General features: G+C 60.0%; 18 protein-coding genes. 11 read left to right on the top strand and 7 right to left on the bottom strand.

The genetic code is table 11. From position 1 onward, the window contains the following. Positions 1 to 49: 49 nt before the first annotated feature. Positions 50 to 1,576 (top strand): APC family permease, encoded by a 1,527-nt coding sequence (locus tag AC0NIH_RS13715; RefSeq protein ID WP_023766274.1) that lies wholly within the window; start codon positions 50 to 52, stop codon positions 1,574 to 1,576. Between the two features lie 82 nt (positions 1,577 to 1,658). Then, a complete protein-coding gene (fabG, locus tag AC0NIH_RS13710) occupies positions 1,659 to 2,423 on the top strand; it encodes a 3-oxoacyl-ACP reductase FabG (RefSeq protein WP_473468976.1) in 765 nt (254 codons plus the stop codon). Positions 2,424 to 2,504: 81 nt separating this feature from the next. Here fabG and AC0NIH_RS13705 read toward each other — a convergent pair whose 3' ends face one another. Both AC0NIH_RS13705 and AC0NIH_RS13700 read right to left on the bottom strand, forming a co-directional pair. After that, positions 2,505 to 3,515: a phosphotransferase enzyme family protein gene (locus AC0NIH_RS13705; protein ID WP_473468975.1), complete on the bottom strand. Its 1,011-nt coding sequence runs from the start codon at positions 3,513 to 3,515 to the stop codon at positions 2,505 to 2,507. 117 nt (positions 3,516 to 3,632) lie between these two features. Next, positions 3,633 to 4,916 carry a class-III pyridoxal-phosphate-dependent aminotransferase gene (locus AC0NIH_RS13700; protein WP_473468973.1) on the bottom strand — a complete coding sequence of 428 codons (1,284 nt, stop codon included), beginning with the start codon at positions 4,914 to 4,916 and terminating at the stop codon, positions 3,633 to 3,635. A gap of 100 nt (positions 4,917 to 5,016) precedes the next feature. On the opposite strand from AC0NIH_RS13700, the gene AC0NIH_RS13695 reads away from it, so the two are divergent. The 8 genes from AC0NIH_RS13695 (at position 5,017) to AC0NIH_RS13660 (ending at position 13,840) form a co-directional block, all read left to right on the top strand. Continuing rightward, the gene (locus AC0NIH_RS13695; RefSeq protein ID WP_473468972.1) at positions 5,017 to 5,778 is read left to right on the top strand and encodes an SDR family NAD(P)-dependent oxidoreductase; all 762 of its coding nucleotides are present in this window, start codon (positions 5,017 to 5,019) and stop codon (positions 5,776 to 5,778) included. A gap of 602 nt (positions 5,779 to 6,380) precedes the next feature. After that, entirely contained in the window at positions 6,381 to 7,514 is a 1,134-nt protein-coding gene (locus AC0NIH_RS13690) for a transporter substrate-binding domain-containing protein (protein ID WP_023779035.1), read from the top strand. Between the two features lie 4 nt (positions 7,515 to 7,518). Continuing rightward, positions 7,519 to 8,163 (top strand): ANTAR domain-containing response regulator, encoded by a 645-nt coding sequence (locus AC0NIH_RS13685; protein ID WP_473468970.1) that lies wholly within the window; start codon positions 7,519 to 7,521, stop codon positions 8,161 to 8,163. A gap of 248 nt (positions 8,164 to 8,411) precedes the next feature. Continuing rightward, positions 8,412 to 9,257: a nitrilase family protein gene (locus AC0NIH_RS13680; RefSeq protein ID WP_473468968.1), complete on the top strand. Its 846-nt coding sequence runs from the start codon at positions 8,412 to 8,414 to the stop codon at positions 9,255 to 9,257. Positions 9,258 to 9,310: 53 nt separating this feature from the next. Next, positions 9,311 to 10,462 carry a substrate-binding protein gene (locus tag AC0NIH_RS13675; RefSeq protein ID WP_473468967.1) on the top strand — a complete coding sequence of 384 codons (1,152 nt, stop codon included), beginning with the start codon at positions 9,311 to 9,313 and terminating at the stop codon, positions 10,460 to 10,462. A gap of 64 nt (positions 10,463 to 10,526) precedes the next feature. Beyond that, a complete protein-coding gene (locus AC0NIH_RS13670; RefSeq protein WP_473468965.1) occupies positions 10,527 to 11,360 on the top strand; it encodes a branched-chain amino acid ABC transporter permease in 834 nt (277 codons plus the stop codon). Beyond that, positions 11,347 to 13,125: a branched-chain amino acid ABC transporter ATP-binding protein/permease gene (locus AC0NIH_RS13665; protein WP_473468963.1), complete on the top strand. Its 1,779-nt coding sequence runs from the start codon at positions 11,347 to 11,349 to the stop codon at positions 13,123 to 13,125. Before AC0NIH_RS13670 ends, AC0NIH_RS13665 begins: the two co-directional genes overlap by 14 nt. After that, entirely contained in the window at positions 13,118 to 13,840 is a 723-nt protein-coding gene (locus AC0NIH_RS13660) for an ABC transporter ATP-binding protein (protein WP_473468960.1), read from the top strand. Before AC0NIH_RS13665 ends, AC0NIH_RS13660 begins: the two co-directional genes overlap by 8 nt. Positions 13,841 to 14,225: 385 nt before the next feature. On the opposite strand, the gene AC0NIH_RS13655 is transcribed toward AC0NIH_RS13660, so the two are convergent. The 4 genes from AC0NIH_RS13655 to AC0NIH_RS13640 all read right to left on the bottom strand — a co-directional run bounded on the left by AC0NIH_RS13655 (position 14,226) and on the right by AC0NIH_RS13640 (position 19,724). Continuing rightward, entirely contained in the window at positions 14,226 to 15,731 is a 1,506-nt protein-coding gene (locus tag AC0NIH_RS13655; RefSeq protein WP_473468958.1) for an amidohydrolase family protein, read from the bottom strand. A gap of 766 nt (positions 15,732 to 16,497) precedes the next feature. Beyond that, positions 16,498 to 16,839 (bottom strand): hypothetical protein, encoded by a 342-nt coding sequence (locus AC0NIH_RS13650; RefSeq protein ID WP_473468955.1) that lies wholly within the window; start codon positions 16,837 to 16,839, stop codon positions 16,498 to 16,500. Positions 16,840 to 17,420: 581 nt separating this feature from the next. Next, complete coding sequence (locus AC0NIH_RS13645; protein ID WP_473468954.1) at positions 17,421 to 18,017, bottom strand: YiiX/YebB-like N1pC/P60 family cysteine hydrolase; 597 nt, start codon at positions 18,015 to 18,017, stop codon at positions 17,421 to 17,423. Between the two features lie 39 nt (positions 18,018 to 18,056). Then, entirely contained in the window at positions 18,057 to 19,724 is a 1,668-nt protein-coding gene (locus tag AC0NIH_RS13640) for a nitrilase-related carbon-nitrogen hydrolase (RefSeq protein WP_473468952.1), read from the bottom strand. A gap of 322 nt (positions 19,725 to 20,046) precedes the next feature. Between AC0NIH_RS13640 and AC0NIH_RS13635 the strand changes: the two genes are divergently transcribed. Beyond that, entirely contained in the window at positions 20,047 to 20,454 is a 408-nt protein-coding gene (locus AC0NIH_RS13635; protein ID WP_473468951.1) for an avidin/streptavidin family protein, read from the top strand. 477 nt (positions 20,455 to 20,931) lie between these two features. Here the strand turns inward: AC0NIH_RS13635 and AC0NIH_RS13630 are convergent, their stop codons facing one another. Beyond that, the gene (locus AC0NIH_RS13630; RefSeq protein WP_473468949.1) at positions 20,932 to 21,657 is read right to left on the bottom strand and encodes a hypothetical protein; all 726 of its coding nucleotides are present in this window, start codon (positions 21,655 to 21,657) and stop codon (positions 20,932 to 20,934) included. Positions 21,658 to 21,901: the final 244 nt, after the last annotated feature.

Genomic DNA, 21,901 nt, shown 5'->3' with positions numbered 1-21,901 from the left:
CCGCCACGTGCGGGGACCAAATACAGCTGTCACGAATGGAGAGGGCTTCATGGCCATAGAAACTGCACGCGGGACGATCGACGTCTCGAAGAGTAACAGCATCAATCTTTTGCACTCCAAGGCCGTGGGGCTCGCGGGAGTGCTCTTTCTGGCCGTCACCGGCGCGGCGCCAATGTCGGCGATGCTGGGCAACGTGCCGTTCGCGGCAGGCTACGGCATCGGCAAATACACGCCGGCCGCCTTCCTGATGGCGACGATCGTGCTGACCATCTTCTCGGTCGGCTATGCCGCGATGGCATCGCGCGTCTCGTCCGTCGGCGGCTTCTACTCCTTCATCAGCCAAGGGCTCGGCCGCGAGGTCGGCATGTCGGCGGGCATTGGCTCGCTCGCCTGCTACTCACTGTTCGAAGCCTCTCTCACTGGTCTGTTTGCATTTTTCGGCAATCTTTGGATTTCCCAGCATTTCGGCATCAACGTGCCGTGGATCGTGCTCGCGCTCGCCATGATCGTGGTCATCGCGGCGCTTGCCTATCGTGATGTGAAGGTGTCGGCAAGGCTGCTCGGGATCGCACTCATTCTTGAAGTGATCATGCTGGTGATCTTCTCGCTGGGCGTGCTTTTCGCTCATGGCCCGACGAATTTTTCCGGCGATTCACTAAATGTGTTCAAGGTGTTCACGCCTGTCGCCGAGCAGAAAGTCGGCGATGTGGCCATACCCGCCGGCGAGGCCGCCGTCGGTATCTTCATGGCGTTCTGGTCGTGGGTCGGCTTCGAGATGGCGCCGAACTACGCCGAGGAATCCCGTGATCCCAAGCGCATCATTCCACAGTCGCTGTTGATTTCGGTGATTGGCCTTGGCCTGTTCTATACCTTTGTCAGCTGGTGCGCGGTGGCGGCCTATCCCACCGAGGCCGACATGGTGGCCAAGGCCTTCTCCGACGGCGTGAACTTCTTCCTGACACCGGTTCAGAATTATGTCGGCGGCTGGGGCTACCAGCTGATGTCGCTGCTTATCCTGACCAGTTCCTTCGCCTGCGGCATGGCCTTCCACAACACCGCTTCCCGCTATCTGTACTCGCTGGCGCGCGAAGGCGTCCTGCCGCAGGTGATCGCGGAGACGCATGACCACCACAAGAGCCCGCACAAGGCCTCGGCGCTGCAGTCGGTGCTGGCGGCGATATGGGTCCTGCTCTACGGTCTGGCCTACGGCTTCGACGATCCGTCGGGACAGGCCTGGCTCGGTGTCTATACTCTGTTCGCGGTGCTGGGCACCGGATTGCTGCTCGTGCTGCAGGCCGTCGTCTCGCTGGCGATCTACATGTGGTTCAAGAAGAACGGCGGCGGCAGCCTGCTGACGACAGTCATTGCGCCGTTGATCTCGCTGGTTGTCCAGCTGCTCCTCGTCTACACGCTGGTGGCCAATCTCGCGACGCTCGGCGGCACCAATGGCTTTGCCAGGAGCATCCCCTATGTCGGGCTTGCGATCCTTGTCGTCGGCCTGATCTGGGGCTTCGTGCTGAAATCCGCCAACCCCAAGGCGTACGAGAACATCGGTCACATGGTGAACGAAGGCTAGGGGCGGACGCCGCCCTGGCATCCTTTTCGGCGACGGGGACAGAGTATCGCTCTGTCCCCGTCTCATTTTGGAGCTCCAGATCATGACCCAATCTTTGAAGGGTCGGTCCGTCGTTGTTACCGGCGGATCGAAAGGCATCGGCAAGGGCATAGCGCGGGTGTTTGCGCTATCTGGCGCCAAGGTCGCCATCATCGCGCGCCATCTCGACCAGGCAGAGGCTGCTGCCGCCGAGATCGGCCACGGTGCCTTCGGCGTGGTTGGCGACGTCACGTCGCTTGCCAGCATCGAGAGCGCCTTTGCGACAGCGGCCGCGAAAAACGGGGGCATCGACGTGTTGTGCGCCAATGCCGGAATTTTCCCGCAGGCCCGGCTCGAGGAGATGACTTCGCAACAATGGGACGAGGTCGTCGACACCAACCTCAAAGGCACCTTCCACGCGGTCAAGGCGGCGATTGCCTATCTCAAGAAATCCGACCAGGGCCGGGTCGTGCTGACGTCATCGATCACCGGCCCGGTCACCGGTTTTCCCGGCTGGTCGCATTACGGCGCCACCAAGGCCGGGCAACTTGGTTTCATGCGCACCGCCTGCATCGAGCTGGCGAAATATGGCATCACCGTCAACGCCGTCATGCCAGGCAACATCATCACCGAGGGCCTTGCCGGCCTGGGCGAGGACTACCAGAAGACCATGGCCGCCTCTGTCCCGCTCAAGCGGCTCGGAACCGTGGAGGACATCGGCTACGCTGCACTCTACTTTGCGTCGAAGGAAGCCGGATACGTGACCGGGCAGACGATCATTGTCGATGGCGGCCAGATCCTGCCGGAGAGCTTGGAGGCCCTGGCATAAAGCTGTTCATCGCGAACCGATCTATCTTCTTGTTTTGAAGCTATTCCCAAGCGAAAGCGCTCATGCTTTTCCTGAATTGCTCTAGGAAAACTTGCTCAGATAGGCCTCGCACAGCCCGACCGTTCCCTCGGTGTATGGGAAGCCCATCGACCTGGCGAGGTCGGTTTCAGCGTGCGAGCCGATCCATGCAACCAGCAACAGGCGGCGCAGCATCACGAAAGTCGGGATCTCGTCCTCGTCCGCCTTGGGCAGGTCAAGCACGCGGCGATAGCCGATCGTCCACGATTGGATCAGATCGGCCGCCTGAGGCTCGTGCTCGTAGAAAGAGATGGGCGTTGCCGCGTCGTACATAAACCAGCCGAAGCCGCAGTCGTCGAAGTCGATGACCTTAACCGTCTTGCCGTCGATCAAAAGGTTGGCGAGCCGCAGGTCGCAATGAATGAGGCCGAACCGGTCTTGGCCCTTGCCGAAGGCATCGAGCCTGCGGCCGATCAGCTCCGCGGCACGGCCAAAGAGTTTGGCTTTCGCGGCGTCGACGCCCATGCCGTCGCGCCAGCGCCCCCAATGGGGTCTTTCCTCACCGAGGCTTGTCTCGAAATCCCACACGTGACGGCTGAACCAGGAAGGGCGCCGCCACTGCCGGGCATGGATATGCATACGGGCCGTCACCTCGCCCAGCACCTCGAAGGGCTCGCCAAGCGCCTCGCCTATGCCCGGCTCCGAACCGGTCTCCCATTGCGACAACACGACATGGCGCGGTCGCGCCAATCCGGCATGGCCGACAAGCTGGATTTGGTCGCCGTCCTTGCCCGCGACCGGAACGGGTGTGGGGACGATCCCGGTCTGGCGCAGATCCGTAAGCCAAGCCAGTTCGGATTGGATGGCCGTTCTTGAATGGTAGCCGTCGCGATGGATGCGAAGCGCCCAGCGCCGGCCGTCGCGAGCTGCAATCTTGTAAGTCGCGTTCTCCGACAGGTTGATCATCTCGACGGAGACATCCGCCGGCAAGTCGTAGTTGGCGGTGGCCGCCTCCGCCGTCTCCTGCAGGATGCCGAGTTGCTGGTCGTGAGTGAGCGCGTCGAAATCCGTCATTGTCCGTCCTGCCCGATCATTACACCATCGTCCCCTGCCCGACCCTGGGCTATCCCGGCAAGTCCAGTGGCCAGCCCGCACTCGATGCCTGGCAGTTTCAACCAGGTTCGGGGCATGTCAACTCGCCTTGCCTGCCTGATGCAGCAGCTCGCGGGCGCGTGGCATCGCGGCATCGAAACGATCCATGATGTCCCGGCAGGTTTCGTAATCCAGAAGAACGCCAGGCTTCCATTGCAGCACCCGCTTGTCGAGCGACGAGAAAATCGCCCACACGCCCTGCTCGTAGAGTGCACGCGAGACGAACACGGCGCCTTCCGGATGATTGCTGAACTCCAGGCCGAGGATCACGCCTTTCTGGCGCACGCCGGTGAAGATATCGCCGTGGCGAGCCTGCATCTCACGCATGGCCTGCGCCATGAACTCGGTCACGGTGCCGACATTGGCCACCAGTTCAGGCCGCTGCAGCATCTCGATGACCTTGTGAGCAACGACACAGCCGAGTTCGGCCCCGCCGGTGGTCGAAATGTGGGCCGCCCCGTCCTCGTTGAGCCAGCCTCCGGCCCTGTCGTTCACGAGCGTCGCGCTGATCGGATAGAGGCCGCCGGACAGGCCCTTTGCCGTCACCATGATATCCGGCTGGACGCCATAGGCCTGCCAGCCCCACATGCTGCCGGTCCGCATCAGGCCGGTCTGGACCTCGTCGGCGATGTACATCACGCCATGTTTTTCGCACAGCGCCTTGCAGGCGCCGAGATAGCCGTCCTTCGGCATCGGGAAACCGTATGTGGCGGGGATCGTCTCCATGATCAACGCCGCGACGTCTTCACCCTTCAGCGCCTGCTCCATGGCGTCGATATCATTGAAGGGAACCTGGATAAACGTCTCCGGCTGGTCGGAAAGAAAGATCTTGGTGAAGCGATCGTCGCCGGTCGCCACCGCGAGCCCCGAATGCCCGTGATAACCCTTGATGATCGACACGATCTTGCGCCGCTTGGTGGCATAGCGAGCGCTCTTGATGGCGATGTCCACCGCCTCCGCGCCGCCTGGCGCGAAGATCGCATATTTCATTCCCGGTGAGACATTGACCAGGGATTCGGCCAGCGCCGTCCGCGCCACGGAGGGGAACCAGTGGTTGCCGATATCGAAATAATCGAGCGCGCTCTTCAGCGTCTCCACCAGCTCCGGATTGCGGTGACCGAGATTATAGGTGCCGCCATTGAGGTGCAGGTCGATCAGGCGGCGGCCCGACATGTCGTAGAGGAAATAGCCTTCCCGCCTGCCGATCACCAGATCGATCCCGGCTTTCTGCCAGAACCTGGTCTTGTCGGGATTCCAGAAACGGATTGCCTTGTCGAAAAAATCCTGCTTCGACTCGAACTTGAAGGGGCCGAAGTCGTACATGCCTGTTTTCCCCAGAGGTTGATCGGCGCGCACCCAAGCTTGGGGGGCTCGTCCACCGGATGATGCAGGATTACGGGCCGGCGAGAAAGGGGACTGAAAGATGATCCTGAAGGACAGGACCGCGATCGTCACCGGGGCGGGATCGGGCATCGGCAGGGCGGCAGCGCTGATCATCGCGCGCGAGGGTGCGGTGGTCGGCGTGACGGACCGCAGTGCTGACGGCGCGAACGCGACTGTCGACCAGATTGTTGCTGCTGGTGGCCGGGCGAAAGCGCTTGTGTTCGACCTGACCGACGATCAGGCGCTTGAAGCCGGCTTCCGCGATTTCATCGACACACAAGGCGGGATCGACATCCTGCACAATCATGCCGGCATACAGGTAGAGGGTGACGTGCTCGGTGTGAGCGTCAAAGGCTTCGACACGTCCTGGACACTCAACGTGCGGGCTCACTTCCTCGGTGCCCGCATCGTCATGCCCTTCATGAAAAAGGCGGGTCGCGGGGTCATCCTCAACACGTCGTCGAGCTCCGGCGTGCTCTACGACCGCGAGATGATCGCCTATACGACGACCAAGCACGCGGTGATCGCGATGACGAAGCAGATGGCGGGCGACTATGGCCGCTTCGGCATTCGCGTCAACGCGCTTTGCCCCGGTTGGGTGGATACACCCTTCAACGGCCCCTTCATCGCACAGATGGGAGGACGGGAAGCCATCGAAGCCTACATCCGCGAAAAAGTGCCGCTTGGTCGTTGGGCAAGCGTCGAGGAAATCGCGGAGGCAGTGCTGTTTCTTGTGTCCGACCGGTCCTCGTACATGACGGGCCAGATTCTGGTTATCGATGGGGGAGAGACGGTGATCTAGGCGTGGGCTCGCGAGATTGTCTCGGCAGCATTTTCTACACAAAATCAACACTTTATCGGCTGATTCGCCAGCCCATATCTCTTGTATGATCTCACCTGGGACAGTGGGCCTGCAAACTTCACGCCAAACCACCCGATTTCGCCCAAAAAAGATGGCGACAGGCCAACAAGGTGTGGCGATGGAGAACGATAATGGTGGGCCCGGAGGGTCAGTACTTTCTACACAAAATCAATATTTCAGCGGCTGGTTCGCCAACCCATATCTCTCGTATGATCTCGTATGGTCTGGCGAACCCGATAACAATGACTCCGCTTGAATGTCAGCTCCGCGCCGCATGTCAGCTGTTGACGTGATCTTTGCTGTTGCCAGATTGCAGACATTGCCGGCGCCCCTGAACATCGTAGTTGCGTCAACTTTGGTTCGATCAGAGAGCCCGCTAGATCGTCGCCCTCTGGGCGTGTTCCCAATATATTAGAGAAAACGCGGGGATGAAGATCAACTCTCCGGGACCGGTCGCAACTACGGCCGGCTGTCCCGATGGCGATTGCCATGAGGCCTCGCGTGCAATAGGCCTTTGCCGGAAAAGAGCAGGGAGGATTGCCGTGACAGGAACAGCCCAGACATGGCGCGTCGGCATCCTTTTTTCGCGCAGCGGCATCACCTCGGTCACCGAAAGCGAGCATTTCTACGGGACGGCGCTTGCCATCGAGGAGATCAATGCCGGCGGCGGCGTGCTGGGGCGGCAGATCGAGCCCATAGCCTACGATCCTGGTAGCGACCCCGAGGCGTTTCGATCGCTCGCCCGCAGGCTTCTGACTGAGGACGACGTCAATGTCATCTTCGGCTGTTCGATGTCGGGTAGCCGCAAGGCCGTGCTGCCGATCGTCGAGCGCTACAACGGCCTGCTTTGGTACCCCTCGATCTATGAGGGCTTCGAATATTCAGAAAACGTCCTCTACACCGGCGCCACGCTCAATCAGAACACCTTCGCGCTGGCCGACTTCATCCTGCAGCGCTACGGGCCGCGCGTGTTCATGGCCGGGTCCGACTACATTTATCCGCATGAATCCAACCGGGTCATGCGCGACCTTTTGGAATGCAAGGGCGGCACGATCGTCGAGGAACAATATGTGCCGCTCGATGCCGACGAACGCCGGATGCGCCGGCTGATGGCCGACATCGAGAAGGCCGCCCCGGACGCGGTGTTCTCGACGGTGATCGGGCGCAGTGCGCAAATCCTCTACAGGCTCTATGCCGAAGCCGGCATCGACCGGGCAAAGCGGCCGATCGCCAGCCTGACCTTGGCCGAAGGCGAGATCCGCGTCATCGGCGCCGAGCATTGCACCGGCCATGTGCTGGCGGCCCCTTATCTGGCGAGCGTCGACAGCGGCGAGAACCAGCGCTTCGTCGGCGAGCTCGCCCGCCGGTTCGGCGACCGGACGACGGCGACCATGTGGTCGCAAACCGCCTATACGCAAGTGCATCTGTTCGCCCGCGCGCTGGAGAAGGCGGGAACCCTCGACACCTTCCGCCTCAGCCAGGCAGCGCTTGAAGTCGACTATGCGTCGCCAGAGGGACGGATGATGTTCGACCAGGAAAACCGCCACGTCTGGTCGACACCACGCATCGGCATCGCCAACGCTGCCGGCCAGTTCGACATTGCCTGGCAGTCGCAGGTCGCAATCCGGCCCGACCCCTATCTCGCCTCGACCCATTTCGAAGAGCCGTGGCTGTAAAACTATGACGGCAACGCTCAAACGCATCCTCAACGATCTGCGGCAAGCGAAGATCCTCGTCATCCATCCCAAGGACGAGGATGGCGCGGCACTTGTCGATCATTTGCGGCGCCTCGGCTGTGAGGTGAGGGCGGCGTGGCCGCCGCCGGCTGCGATCCCTGGCGACATCGATACGGTGTTCGTACAGGTCGGCGAGGCGCCGACAGACGCGATGGTGTCACTGATCGAAGGCGTCAGTGCGGCGGTGGTCGCCATCGTCACCTATGAAAGCCCGACCTCGATCAAGGCAATCATCGATCTCAACGCCCATGGCGTCATCACCAAGCCGCTCAGGCAGCTTGGCGTGCTGACGCAGTTTGCGCTCGCGCGCTATCGCTACGGCTATGAAGGTCGGCTGGCCAACAAGGTGCGCAAGCTGGAGGATACGCTGAAAGGGCGCAGGACCATCGAGAAGGCGGTCAAGGTGTTGGTCGAGATGAACGGCGTCGACGAGGAGACTGCTTACAAATTGATCCGCGACCAGGCGACATCGAAGCGCGTCGCGCTGGTTTCCGTGGCCGACGGCATCCTCGCCGCGCAGGAAGCGATGCGGGCTTTCGGCTTCGGGATTTCCGCGCAGGGCAATCAGAAACAGCCGAACGATCGATAAGGCGCCGACGGCACGTCGCAGCAGAAACTTTTCATAACCGGCTGATTTGACTTATATAAATTGAACTCTTCACCGTTGCTTGGTGCCGAAATCTTAGGCACTTGACGCCGTCTTCGGTCCGTGCAACTTCTTAAAGCACGAGCAGGTTTGCTCTTCGGCAGGAATGCCGTTTCACATTGATGGCTATGTAGCCCTTGGCTCGCGGATGACTTCCGCGCCCAGGGGTTTTTTGCGTTTGGAGACAGGCTTTGGCACACTTGGCGACAGCATCCACAGACCTCCGTCTGGCCTGCATCCAGTTCCAACCTGCGATCGGCCGGCTGGACAAGAATCTCAGATCGATGGAGCGGCTGATCCGCCAGGCCGCCGGTCTCGGCGCATCGGTGGTGGTACTGCCGGAACTCGCCGACAGCGGCTATGTCTTCGACAGCCAGGAGGAACTCGCCCAACTCGCAGCACCCATTCCGGAGGGACGCAGTGCAGCGCTGCTGTGCTCGCTGGCCAGCGAACTCGGTCTCCACATCGTCAGCGGCCTTGCCGAGCGCGACGGCGACCGGTTCTTCAACGCCGCCATGCTGTGCGGGCCTTCGGGTCCCATCGGCACCTACCGCAAGCTGCATTTGTGGAATCGCGAAAAACTCTACTTCCAGCCGGGCAATCTCGGCCTGCCGGTGTTCGAGACCGCGATCGGCCGGATCGGCGTGGCGATCTGCTATGACGGCTGGTTCCCGGAGACCTACCGGCAGCTGGCGCTGAAGGGCGCCGAGCTGGTCTGCGTGCCGACCAACTGGGTGCCGATGCCCGCTCAGGGTGACCACCCGGAGCCGATGGCCAACATCCTGCACAAGGCGGCCGCGCACAGCAACGGCATCTACATCGCCTGCGCCGACCGTGTCGGCATAGAGCGCGGCCAGCCCTTTGTCGGCAGGAGCCTGATCGTCGGCCCGACCGGCTGGCCGATCGCCGGGCCGGCCAGTGAAGCCGACGAGGAAATCCTCATCGCCACGATCAACCTCGGCGAGGTCGCCAAGGCGCGCGCGCTGAGCGAACGCAACGACGCCATCGGCGACCGCCGCAGCGACGTCTACGGATAACCAAGAAGAAGCCGGCACTACCCGGTACGATCAACCAGAGAAAGGGGAATACCATGAAGAACAGAGCAGTGATCCTTGCATTGGCCAGCGCCGCCCTGAGCAGTGCCGCCTTCGCCGCGGACGGTCCGATCAAGATCGGCATCCCGGTCGGCTTGTCTGGCGCCAACAGCGTCGTCGCGCCGTCGGTGGTGCAATCGGCGGAACTTGCGGTCGCCGAAATCAACGCTGCTGGCGGCGTACTGGAACGCCAGCTTGCGCTGGAGATCGCCGACGATGCCTCGGGTGCGGCGGGCGCCCAGAAGGCCTTCGATTCGCTGGTCTTCCAGAAGGAGGTCAACGCCGTCATCACCATGGAGACCAGTGCTGCCCGCAATGCCGGCCTGCCGATCATCACCAAGGGCGACATCCCCTACATCTACACCTCGTTCTACGAGGGCAAATCCTGCAATGCCAACCTGTTCGTCAATGCCTGGGTGCCGGAGCAGCAGGTGCCGCCGATCGTCGACAATTTCATCAAGACGCAAGGCGCCAAGAAGTTCTTCCTGATCGGCTCGGACTACGCGTTCGGCCGCGGCATGCTGGAATTCGCCAAGGCCTATATCGAGAAGTCTGGCGCCAGCGTCGTCGGCGAGGAGTATCTGCCGATGGAAGGCAGCGACTGGACAGCGATCATCTCCAACCTGAAGAGCTCCGGCGCCGATGCGGTGATTACCTCGACCGCCGGCGGGGCACCCAACGTCACCTTGACCAAGCAGCTGCGCGGCGCCGGGGTCACCATTCCCTATGGCAACCTCGCCGTGGATGAGGGAACAGCCAAGAGCATGGGCGCGGACGCTGCCGGCATCTTCATTTCCGCTTCCTACGTGACCAGTATCGGCAGCGACGCCAACAAGAGCTTCCTTGCCGCGATCGGGAAGAAGTTCGGTGCCGAGCTGCGCACCCCCAATGACCTCTCGGTGCCGGAATATGAGGGTATCTATCTCTACAAGGCCGCGGTCGAGAAAGCCGGGTCAACCGACACCGCCGCTGTGCTCGCAGCACTTGCCGAGGTATCCTTCGCCGGCCCGCGTGGCATGGTCTCGATGAGCAAGCAGCACCATGCTCCGCTGACCATGTATCTCGGCCAGGTGAAGGCGGACGGCTCGGTGACGGTGGTCGACAAATTCGAAGGCGTCGACCCCGGCCAGCAGTGCCCGAACCTGTAATCGCCCCTCTAATCGCAACGGGGCGGCCGTGTGCCGCCCCGTTCCACACCATCGGGGACCTGCCATGACGCTTCTCCTGGACATGGTGACGACGGCGGCGATCCTGTTCATCGTCGCTGCCGGCCTGCTTGCGATCTTCGGCGTGCTGAAGATCATCAATTTCGCCCATGGCGCCTGGCTGACCATCGGCGCTTACTGCGCGGTGGCGACGGCCGGCCTCGGGCTCAATCCTTGGGCAGCGCTGCCGATTGCCTTTTCCGTCGGCGCAATCCTTGGCGGCATCACCGAACTGGCAATCGTGCGGCCGCTCTATCGCCGGCCGCTCGACGCCATCCTGGCGACCTGGGGGCTGGGCATCGTCATCGGCCAGCTGATCACGCTGTGGTTCGGGCGCGACGTGCAGTTCACTCCCAATCTTCTGTCGGGCACGGTCGATGTGTTCGGCATAGGCTATTCGCTCTACCGGCTGTTTGCCGTCGCGGCCGCACTGATCATCGGGCTTGCCTTCACCTTCCTGCTCGAAGGCACGCGGCTCGGCCTGTCGGCGCAAGCGGTCATCATGAACGAGATGCTGGCGCGCGCGCTCGGCATCGACACCGCACGCGTGCGTCTGGTTACCTTCATGGTCGGCACCGGGCTCGCAGCACTCGCCGGCGTGCTTCTGACGCCGCTGACCAGCGTCGATCCGAACATGGGCGTCGCCTGGCTGATCGGCTCGTTCATGCTGGTCATGGTTGCCGGCTCGTCTTTCTCGACGCTGGCCATCGCCTGCCTCGTTTTCGGTGGCGTCCAGGTTCTGGTCAGCACCTTCGTCAGCCCCATTCTTGGCGGCATCACGGTGGCGGTCCTTTGCGCCCTGGTGCTGCGCATCAGTCCGAAGGGATTTGCCCGTGCCTGAGAGCCGTTCCATCCCGCCGAGGGCCTGGCTGTTTGCAGCGCTCGCGCTTGCGACGGCGGTCGTCGTCATCATCGGCCCTGCGCTGTTCGACCGCTTTACGCTCAACGTGCTGACCCGCTCGATGATCTACGCCATGCTGGCGGTGACCGTCGACATCCTGTGGGGCTACACCGGGGTGCTGACCTTCGGCCAGGCGGCGTTCTTCGGCACCGGCGCCTATGCCAGCGCCATGGTGCTCAGCCATCTCGGCTCGACGCCCGCCTTTCTGGCATTGGCGTTTGCCCTGGCGATCCTCGTGCCGGTGCTGCTCGGCGCCTTCGTCGGCTGGCTGTCGTTCGGCCATGGCTCGACGCCGCTCTATGCGACGGTGATCTCGCTGGTTGTGCCGATCGTTGTGACGCAGCTGGTGTTTTCGGGTGGCGTGTGGACTGGATCGAGCAGCGGGCTGGTCGGCTATTCCGGCCTGCCGCTTGGCCTGCCGGGATATTTCAGGTTTGCCGGCATCTGCCTGATTGTCACCACTGTCGTCGCCCTGGTCTTCACCCGCTCCGACGCCGGCAAGCTGCTCATCGCCATTCGCGACAATGAAGCGCGCTGCGCCTATCTCGGCCTCGATCCGCAACGGCTGAAGATCGTGCTGACAACGATCCTCGCCGGCGTCGCCGGCATTGCCGGCTTCGTCTATGCCAATGCGTCGGGTGTGGTGGCGCCGGAAAATACCGGCTTCGTCTTCGGCACCGAAATCGTCATCTGGACCGCCCTTGGCGGCCGCGGCACCATCATCGGGCCTGTCATGGGCGCGATCGGCATCGACTATCTAAGCGCCCAGCTTTCGGGCGACTTGCCCTTCCTGTGGAACCTGGTCGTCGGCGCTCTTTTCGTGGTCATGATCATCCTGTTGCCGAACGGGCTGGCGCAATTGTTGGCAATGCTGATGCCACGCCGCAATGCCGCGCAGACCAACCAAGCCGGCAGCCCGGCCATCGCCGTCGAGACGGCCGGGAACCGCAGCGCCGAGGGCGACCGCGTGCTCTCCGTCAGCGGCCTCGGCAAAGCCTTCGGCAGCCTGCAGGTGCTGCAAGGTATCGACCTCGACGTTCGCTCGGGCGAACTGGTCAGCCTTGTTGGCCCCAATGGCGCGGGCAAGACGACACTGATGCGATGTCTCAGCGATGGCACTGAGGCCACAACCGGAAGCGTCAATATCGCAGGCCGCAACATCAGCGGCATGACACCGGATAAAATCGTGGCGCTTGGCGTCGGCCGCAAGTTCCAGGTGGCGAGCGTTTTCGATAGCCTGACCGTAGCCGACTGCCTGCGCATGGCACGCGCCTCGCGCCAGGCGCCGAGCCTGCTCCGCCGCTCCGCCACGCTTGGATTGCCGGCCGCCGCCACCGATATCTTGCGTTCCACCGGCCTCGACCAGATGCTTAGCCAACGGGTGTCGCTGTTGTCGCATGGGCAGAAGCAGAGTCTCGAGCTCGCCATGGTCGTTGCGCTCGAGCCAAAACTCATCCTGCTCGACGAGCCGACGGCCGGGCTCACCAAGGTCGAGCGCACCACCATCGGTGCGACGCTGCAGAAGCTGACCGGCGACCTTGGCTTCGCCGCCATCCTGGTCGAGCACGATCTCGATTTCGTCCGCGACATCTCGACCAGGATCGTCGTTCTCCACCAGGGCAAGCTGGTGCTCGACGGTAGCGTCGACGACGTCGTCAATTCCGAAATGGTCAGGACGATCTACTCGGGAGCCGCCCATGCTTGAGGAAGCCAAAACCACCGTGCCGAAACTAGCGCTGTCGAACATTTCGAGCGGCTATGGGCCGGTTGCCATTATCGAGGCGCTGTCGCTCTCTATCGCGCCCGGACAGATTTTTGCGCTGATGGGCAAGAACGGGATGGGCAAGACCACGGTGCTCAAAACCATTCTCGGTTTCGTGGCATTGCGTTCAGGCGACATCCGCCTTGACGGTACTTCGATGTCAGGCCTCTCCCAGGCCTCGCTGATCTCATCCGGTGTCGGCTATGCCCCTCAGGAGCAGGCCCTGTTCCAGGATCTCAGCGTGCGCGACAACCTGCGGCTCGCTCTGCGGTCGGATCGCGGCTTTGCGCAAGCGGTGGAGCGGGTCTATGGGCATTTTCCGTTCCTCAGGGACCGCCTGTCGCAACGAGCCGGAACCCTATCCGGCGGCGAGCAGAAGATGCTTATTCTGGGCCGCGCTCTGATGTTGCGGCCAAAGCTGCTGCTGATCGACGAGATTTCCGAAGGCCTGCAGCCGTCGGTCGTCGAACGCATCGCCGCTGTACTCAAGGAAGAGCGCCGGGCCAACGGCACGACGATCCTGATCGTCGAGCAAAACCTGCCCTTCGCGCTGGGCATCGCCGACAGTTGGGCTGTGCTGAAGCTTGGTCGCATCGATGATGCCGGCGAGGTTGCGGAGGGAACGGCGGGCCGAGTTCTTCAGCACCTGAAGATCTAAGACGTACGCATCTGGCCTGGATACTCCGAACCCATTCAACCCCTGGACTGCGGTGCGGTGCATTCCGCCTCCGTTGCAACCGAGTCCACGGAAGCCCACCATAAATCAACAATATCAATGCGATGCGCGGAGGTTCGCCAGTCTTGACTTGGCTGACCAAGTCCAAAAATTCCGCTAAGTCATTGATAAACAACGATAATGGTGGGCCCGGAGGATGTGTCAAAATCCTTGATTTTACTGAGTTTTTCGTGGGCCAAAATAAGAAATCTTCCCGTATCGTTCCGTATACTCCCGTGATGCTATCCCCTCTAACTAACAAAGTCTGCGAACATTCAGAGTCATGCTCCAGAGTGACGCATTGGGGCCGATTGCAGTCTGGCGGGTTTCAGCCCCCCTTCGGGGTAAGCTGCCGGTCTGGCCGGCAGTGCTGTCCAGAGAACAAATCTCTAACTGCCGAACAACGGCGCCAGAAGGCCGGGACCCATCGACGGCAAGCGCGACGCGTCCAGTCCATTTTTTCTGTAGTATGCCAGGAGACGGCCCCGCCCGCGGCTGCCGTGTGCAAGCGGAAGAAATCGCAACGCGTTGCGCCGGAATATCTTGTCACAAGCGTCGTCCGACAGGCCACAGGCGGTCCGCAGGAAGGCGTTGATGCTTTCGATGTAATGACTGTAGCCCGCTTGATGATCCAGTCGCTCCCGAACAGGATGTGGTTACATTCAGGGTCAAATTCCGCCACCCAGTGCCTGAAAGAGGCTGCCAGGGATTTCCTGGTCGCTGCCTTGGCTGTCAGCACCTCGGAGAAGTAGCTGATGTCAGCGACAACATTCTGCCGCGGGTGGGCTTTGACAAATTCGCCGAGCCGCCATTCCCAACTCCCCTGCGGCAAAGGCATATCTTCGCGCCCTGCCGATTTCGTATCGAAGCTGCCGAAATGGGCCAAGCATACCCGCAAACTCGGGAACTTCTGGAAGATCGGGATCCAATAGGCAGGGTCTCCCCGCTTTTCATACCCAGGACCTGAGCCATTGGACGCAGCGGCATGGGCAAGGATGGGAGCATCCAGCTCCACGCACAACCGATAAAGGTCCTCCAGGGCGGCATCCAGCCGTTTGCTTGGATCAAAACCCAGAGCCGCAACGGTGCGAAAGGGATAGGGTCGGGAGTTGCCGGAAGCGCGAAAACCCATGGGCGGATAAAGCTTCGCGCCAATGAAGCCGTGCTCTGTCAGGGCTGCCCGCATCGTCGCCAGCGAACTGAAAGCGCTCTTGCCGGCCCGATGGGCGACCTCCCGCAGCAGATCAAAGCCCATATAACCATGAACAACAGGGCCCTTCTTGGCCATGCGCTGCGAAATCCCGTCCATCACCAGCATTTGGCGCGGCAGCGGCGAGGCATCGACGTCCTCGTAGAGCCATTCATCATAGTCCACCAGCGCTGGGGTCAGCATCAGAGGCCGGAAGCCCTGCTGTTCGGTGTCTGAGACGAGACGCTCGACGAGGACGTGGCGATAGAGCCTGAAGAGGCTGAACCAGTTCAGATACCTGGCGAGCGCACTCTGACCGTTGAATGCTCTTTGACTTGCGGCGCGGGCATGCGCATATGAAAATTCCTTGCCTGCCCAAAGCGTGACCATCGGTTCCCCAAGCATGTAGTTCAGGAATTTTTCCTGCGCCAGCGGAGCCCGCTCAGACCCGGCGGATAGACCGTCCATACTGATGATCCGTTTGCTTTTCCGGTCCAAGTCAAGCAAGTGCTGTGCTGTGTCCTCAATCGCAGCCTGGCGCGCCTTGTCGGCTGATTGAGCCGACTGTTGGGCATGTCGACCTGTCGTCAGGTAGGCGATCTCCTGATCGGCGCTTGGCGCCTTGTCGGCTCCCAGCAATCGCAAAATGAGCTTGTAGAACTCATCGGCGACATCCGGATCACGTATTCCCAGATCTTAGCTGATTGCTTGGGAAAGTCGTCAAATACGACCTGCCGAAGGAAGCGTACTGTCGGCAGGTCGGATGCGTTGAACACATGACAATGAGCGTCGATCAAAGGTGCGTCGTGGCCGGATTCGGCCCCGCCCTCCGTCTTGCAATCGGCAGCAACGGCAATAAGAGACATCGATGACTGCTTCATGAAATCTCGACGATTCATTATTCTTCCCCAAGCATCGACACAGGCACGAGGTGTTTCCACTTCGGTGTCGTCTCATTCATGCATACTATCCAACTGCAGCGATACGAGACACCATTAGTTCTCTGCCGCAATATAACGATACCTTGCCTTTGAGGTCCGTCAAACGTAGGGTTACTGCGTGTGCGACGACTTCCCGGAACAACACACCGAGCCGATACCAACGCCCGACCTGCTAAATCACCACCTTATGATAGAAGTGGTTGCGGGGACCCGCCCTAAGCGCCGCTTTTTCCACGTAGCGTGGGATATGAGCCCAGCCTGCCCCTCAGACACTCAAATCGTTAGTTCTATAGTTGGCACGTCATTCGGTTCCACGTGGGGAGTTGAATGACGAAGCACACAAAAACCAGAAGACGATTCCGATTCCCTTCGCTGACGGAGGCCGAGCTTGCACGTCTTCAGCGGGATGCGGCGAGTAACTCGATCAGCAAGCACGTCACCCTTCCGAGGATTGCGGCGGGTCAAGGGAGTTAGCCGAAGTCTGCAATGAAATTTGCCAGGATCTTTGCGCGCGTGCCGCGTCCGTCAAATTCCCAGCCGACGGCGCCCAGCCCTTCGATTGTGTCACCGAACATTGCCTCTCTCGCGCGCGTGGCCGGTGCGGGTTTGTGGATCATCCTACCGTAGGCATTCCCGATCGCCTGCTTGAACTGGAAGCTTGGCCAGAAGAAGCCTTTCGGATCTGATATGTCCTTAGTCCATACGAGCGCGACGTATGTTGTAATTGCGCCAGCAAACGCGCCGGTTACAGATTTTGTAGCATCAGCGTCGGACACAAACGCCAAGAAAGCTGGGAAGAAGTTCGAGTCCAATCCAGAGAATGAGCGCCGTCGCAATCCCAACCCCACCCCCGTAAAAGTTCGGATTCCGAGGAGGACGCCGAGAAGAGCTGGGAGGCCCGCCAGTGCGCCTCCAAAACGCCGCCTTCATATCGGCGGCAAGGAACGCGGGCAATCTGCGTTCGACGAACGTCGTCCATGCCCCTCAGAAAGTGAATGGCATGCTAACGAGCGCCGCAGCGCGATGTGGGCAGAATCCGCCGCCGCCCACCGATATCGAAATGACTACAGACCCCGACGGGTACCTGATTTACCGCTGTCAGCATACCACGCCGCATAAATGGAAACTTGACGGCACCGCAACGATCCATACTTCAATGAACCATCGCCCGATTCCGGGTTGGCTGTGCATCATTTGTTTTCCAACATCTACCGATGCCGTAGCTATGGCAATGAGGCGGAGACTAGCAACGACCGCTCGGCACGGTCGGCAGCAATCATGATCTCCGGGACCATATCCGTCCGCTCGAGGATAACGTGCGGAAACTCGTCAATCCTCGGCGCTTCTCTTTCCATCATGATTGCAGTTCCTTTCGTGCCTGTGTCATCTCGTTTCAGCTCAATCCAGGAATGGGACCTTCTATTTCGATGATTTCGAGACGAGGATCGAGGCTCAGGTCCCCCGGGTTTGAACCTGGCTCCCCTTGCGGTACCTCTAACCCAAAATATGCATAATACTCGACCCAGGTTTGCAGGATCTCTCCGGTAGATGGATCTCTGAAACTCATCGGATTCTCGGCGAAGAACTGGTTCCCACCGTTGGCGTATGTGAACATGTCGACGACCAGTTCGCTGCAATAAAGTGCGCCTTGATCGGTCGAATAGAGCTGGTCGTACGGGACGTCGCGCAGGGTCAGCCCGTAGGCGATGGCTGCCGGAATGAGACGAGAGTGGCTTGGCCGGAGCCGACCCACCAAAAAGCGGCGCTGGCCGGAGCCGGGCGGAAATTCCGTGCGACGGGCATACACCTCCCAGTTGGTCACTCTAACCTCGGGGGGAAAAGCTTCCAAAACAAAGAGACCTTTCTGATTTTCGACCGCAACGCCGACATGGTTCATGAGGCAGCTACGATAACCTCGAGTAACGACGGAAATCGCGTCGGTCATTGGTCCGATGCAAGTGAAAACCAGGTCTCCGGTGGTGATATCCATGCGGTTGGCATTCCCTGAAGTTAGCTCGGTCTCACCAGTTCAGCATCGCGAAAGCGCACAACTTACCAGCAAAGGAGTCACGTCGACATGGCGCGGTTCCTTCTTGTTTCGAACCAGCCCACTGTCCGACTGCATTAACGCCAGCCCCTCGCCTACAGATTCGGACGGTTGGGGCGGGTAGCCGCCGAGGAAGACGCCTTCGTCACCGGAGCCATTGGCGACGACGATGTTCAGATAATCGGCAGCCCGAGTTCTCCAAACCACGTCCACGTCAGCCGTGCCGATGTCCGCCGAAACGGCCACGACATCGACGCCTAGTTTTTCCATTACCATAGTTGTCTCGGGAGCCAGCAGATCTGGCCCTTGAAGAATAGAGAGCCGCCCGTAGGGCCTATCGACGATCACGAAGTCGTCTCCGGGCGTAATGCCTTCGTTGGCAAGTCGGTGCGTTCTGACATAGCGATGAAGCGTCACCTCGCCTCCGTCGACCGCAAACAGGATACTCGTGGGCTGTCGCATTGCTCCAGCGTTGTCGAACGGGATCACCAGATCCACGCCCGTTCGTTTTGCCAGCGCCGCCAATTGATCGAGTATTGTTTCTTCGTCAGTTGCGAAGGTGCCCATCGGGAGCACAAAGAGGCTCACCTTCCTGTGTTCCACGTTCGCCTTTGTGATCGCGTTTTCAAGCGCGGCGACAACATCGGACACGGCGTGAGTGCCATTTCCAAGATCAGCGGCAACCAAGATTCCCGCAGCTGGCGCAGGTAGTCCCAACTGGGTGAAGGTGTAGCCCTCAAGCGTATCCTGATTGAGCAGCGCATAGAGATCTGGACGCCGAATGACAGGAAACATGTGCTGATCAGGCGAGTCGATCTCGCCAAGAACGACTTCATCGGTCGCATCAGTCCACTGCGAGATCGCTTTCCCGTCATGGTCGACGATTGCGCTTAGAGATCCGTACGAAAAGTCGTAGGGGAAAGGAGACGCAATTGTGAACGTATTTTCGTCGAATGCATCGACCTGCACGCCCCGCGTCTCTGTCCCATACCTGTTGGCGACGATCAGTGCCACGTCGTTCTCCCTGGCTCTCTGTTCGAGAAACGACAGATCGACGCCTGTGTTGGCGGGCGTAAGGAGAATATCCGCCCCCTCAACGGCAGCCAGTCGAGCAAAATGTGGATAGAAGAGATCGGCACAGATTACGATCGCCAGCTTTCCATAAGGCGTATCGAAAATTGGCACGGGGCCACCAGCGATGGCATTGTACGAAGCTTCAAGCAGGGTGTTGCGCTTGCGGTAGCTACCGGCAACAACGCCGCTAGGGGCGATCAACGCGACGGAATTGAAGTACTGATCGGTCGCTTTTTCAAATTCAGGCAAGCCGATCGCGATGTAGACTCCATACTGTTTCGCAAGCTTACCAAACGCCTCCGTGCTCGCACCCGGAATTGTTTCGGCGACCTTGGCCATATCTGCTCTGCTGAAGATTGCGTAGCCTGATGTCGCCATCTCAGTGTTGACAATGATCTTCGCGCCGGCTCTCGCGGCTTGTTCATTCAGCGCCAGCAGCCGCGCCCGATTTCCAGGAACGTCCCCAAGCACAGGTTTGAAGTGAATAGTAGCTACCTTTACGGGAGCCGCGCTCGCAAACGTCATCGGCAGCATGAAAAGCAGCGGAAGGAGTATTCGAACTAAACGCCACCGCATTGCTTTTCCCTCTCAAAAGCCGATATAATCGTAGATTGGAATGTGAATTCGGTCGACATTAAAAAAGATATTTTATTGCCCGTCAGTATTTCGTATTGCGTTCCAACCCTAAGGCCCCGTGGGGCATCAAGGGAATGCTCTCAGGATTTCAACATTGGCGGCAGCCCTCCCAGTCCGATGACGATCACCGAAAGATGATTGTTGGCGCATGCAATCGGTGCGCAGAAAACGGCCCATTTTTCGATGCTCACCATTGAAGCGTACTGGCGAGCTTCGTCATGATGATGTATTCATGACAACGCCAGCTGGTGGGAGAGAGCAAATGCGGTTGAAGCTGTTTTTGAGGGTTACTGCTGCCGCTGTTATCTTGCCGCACCTAGCGCTGGCGCAAACTCTCCCCGTCCCGTCAACTTGGATCAATGAGCGAGGGTCTGTGCTCACTGTCCAAAGCGTTGATGCTTCGTCAGGTAAGATCCTCGGCAATTTTACTAACAATGCCCCGAACACCTCCTGCCTGGGAACGCCGGGCTTCGACCTGGCGGGAAAGATTGAAAATGACGACGTTAAGCTATACGTCACCTTCAAAAGTCAAAGCATGGATTGCCGCACCATTACTCTTTGGACAGGAAAACTCGCCGGCGACAAGATAACGACGATATGGGAATTGGTCTATTTGACTCCGGATGGTTTTTCCACGGCAACCGGATCGGATACGTTTACGAAGCAGTAGATCGCCATCTGGCCGATTTGACAACATCAGACCGCGTCGGATTGACGGCCTGATTCTAAGCGCGTTTCTGTCACTCAGTATCCAGCATTATCTGAGAGCCTTTTGGTCTAGCCAAATGGGCACCGCTACCGCTCCGCCGCCCGGGTGGCCCACCGCACGTTGGCCAAGATATCCATGCTCGCGCCACGTATGCCCTGCCTACCGGCAGCTCGCCGGGCCGTCCACATAGACGACAAACATAAAATAAGGCCGGGGTCGTTCTCCCTGCGGGTGTCAATCCATCCTCGCAAGTCAACATTAATCTGGCCTGCGCCCTTTGTGTGGTAGCTGTCGAACATCGTGATCGCACCCAAACGCCCTGCAAGCCAGATCATCGTTGAACTGTCCCACCATGGCGCTCTCCCAATCGCGCGAACCGACGATGAGTACCCCGGTGCGTAGATTGAGCGGCATTTCACGTTCGGCCTGGGCGTCCAACTACATGCGAACGGCACTCTGGATTGCCTTACGAGCCATTTCATACACACTCTTGCGCCCGTGACATCTAATAAGTGACCAGCCGTTTTCGATCGGGCCTTGATAGAAGGCGAGACCCGATAGCAAGCATTCAACCACCTTGATCCGGCCGTCCGGCTCTTGCCTCAGGAGAATCTGCCAGAGACCTCCGCCGCTTGTCCCACCGACGTTGTCCGGCATTGGTGAACTCGGTCGGTGGGGTATCGGAAAGCTGAGGTAGTCATAATTTTCAATGGGAGGTGCTTCATCGACCCATCCAATCGGACAAAAGCCGGCAAACCGCTTTAGCCTTTTGAATCCCAACGCGGGCTTGAAGTCTCGTGTTAGCGCATCCTGAAGGCCGCAAAGGCACCAAAGGCCTTCCTTCAGATCTGGTGGTCCGCTCGCCATTCGCTCCCAATGCTTGTCCAAATTCACAAACGACTTTTTTGCCGCAAGGCTGGATGGAAGGACCATGGGAAGAATGATGGCGCCCAAGTCGGGACCCTGCTCGTCTTCTGTTCCCCGAGCGATCTTCAAATATTGAAGGACTTCGACCTCCATCGTATGGGAGCCCACATGCGGCGACATGATCAAGCCCAACGCACCTGACCTGGGAAGCGCGTCGAGCACATGATGGGCCGTCAGGATTGCTCTGGTGCTCCCTACCTGGATAAGGATGCCCGAGCCTCGAAGATCGGCATCCAACTGGTCCGAAGTGCTCCTTGCTCGAGCGAATCCGACAGAGAAGGCAGTTACGAGCTGCACAATCTCGGAAGCGAGCGACCGGGGTAAGTCGCTTGGCGCCAACTCGGCCACTTTGCGTCGTCCTTCCCGGGCAAGATTGCGAATTGTTTTGCTAGGATCGCACGGCCGGGGTGGCTTTTTCAATCGAGGGCCCCGTTCGGTACTGGGTGGCCGGCGATGCACCGGGTGCAACAGTGCTGCGGTT

The organism is Mesorhizobium sp. WSM1386 (assembly GCF_055901595.1).
The sequence above is the reverse complement of the archived record's forward strand: the minus strand, read 5'-3'. Positions and strand labels throughout refer to the sequence as shown.

Excerpts from the sequence above, each read along its gene's own strand:
- AC0NIH_RS13640 (WP_473468952.1), bottom strand. The coding sequence starts at position 19,724 with ATGCGGTGGCGTTTAGTTCGAATACTCCTTCCGCTGCTTTTCATGCTG.
- AC0NIH_RS13645 (WP_473468954.1), bottom strand. The coding sequence starts at position 18,017 with ATGGATATCACCACCGGAGACCTGGTTTTCACTTGCATCGGACCAATG.
- AC0NIH_RS13670 (WP_473468965.1), top strand. The coding sequence starts at position 10,527 with ATGACGCTTCTCCTGGACATGGTGACGACGGCGGCGATCCTGTTCATC.
- AC0NIH_RS13635 (WP_473468951.1), top strand. The coding sequence starts at position 20,047 with ATGCGGTTGAAGCTGTTTTTGAGGGTTACTGCTGCCGCTGTTATCTTG.
- fabG (WP_473468976.1), top strand. The coding sequence starts at position 1,659 with ATGACCCAATCTTTGAAGGGTCGGTCCGTCGTTGTTACCGGCGGATCG.
- AC0NIH_RS13715 (WP_023766274.1), top strand. The coding sequence starts at position 50 with ATGGCCATAGAAACTGCACGCGGGACGATCGACGTCTCGAAGAGTAAC.
- AC0NIH_RS13685 (WP_473468970.1), top strand. The coding sequence starts at position 7,519 with ATGACGGCAACGCTCAAACGCATCCTCAACGATCTGCGGCAAGCGAAG.
- AC0NIH_RS13700 (WP_473468973.1), bottom strand. The coding sequence starts at position 4,916 with ATGTACGACTTCGGCCCCTTCAAGTTCGAGTCGAAGCAGGATTTTTTC.
- AC0NIH_RS13675 (WP_473468967.1), top strand. The coding sequence starts at position 9,311 with ATGAAGAACAGAGCAGTGATCCTTGCATTGGCCAGCGCCGCCCTGAGC.
- AC0NIH_RS13705 (WP_473468975.1), bottom strand. The coding sequence starts at position 3,515 with ATGACGGATTTCGACGCGCTCACTCACGACCAGCAACTCGGCATCCTG.
- AC0NIH_RS13695 (WP_473468972.1), top strand. The coding sequence starts at position 5,017 with ATGATCCTGAAGGACAGGACCGCGATCGTCACCGGGGCGGGATCGGGC.
- AC0NIH_RS13660 (WP_473468960.1), top strand. The coding sequence starts at position 13,118 with ATGCTTGAGGAAGCCAAAACCACCGTGCCGAAACTAGCGCTGTCGAAC.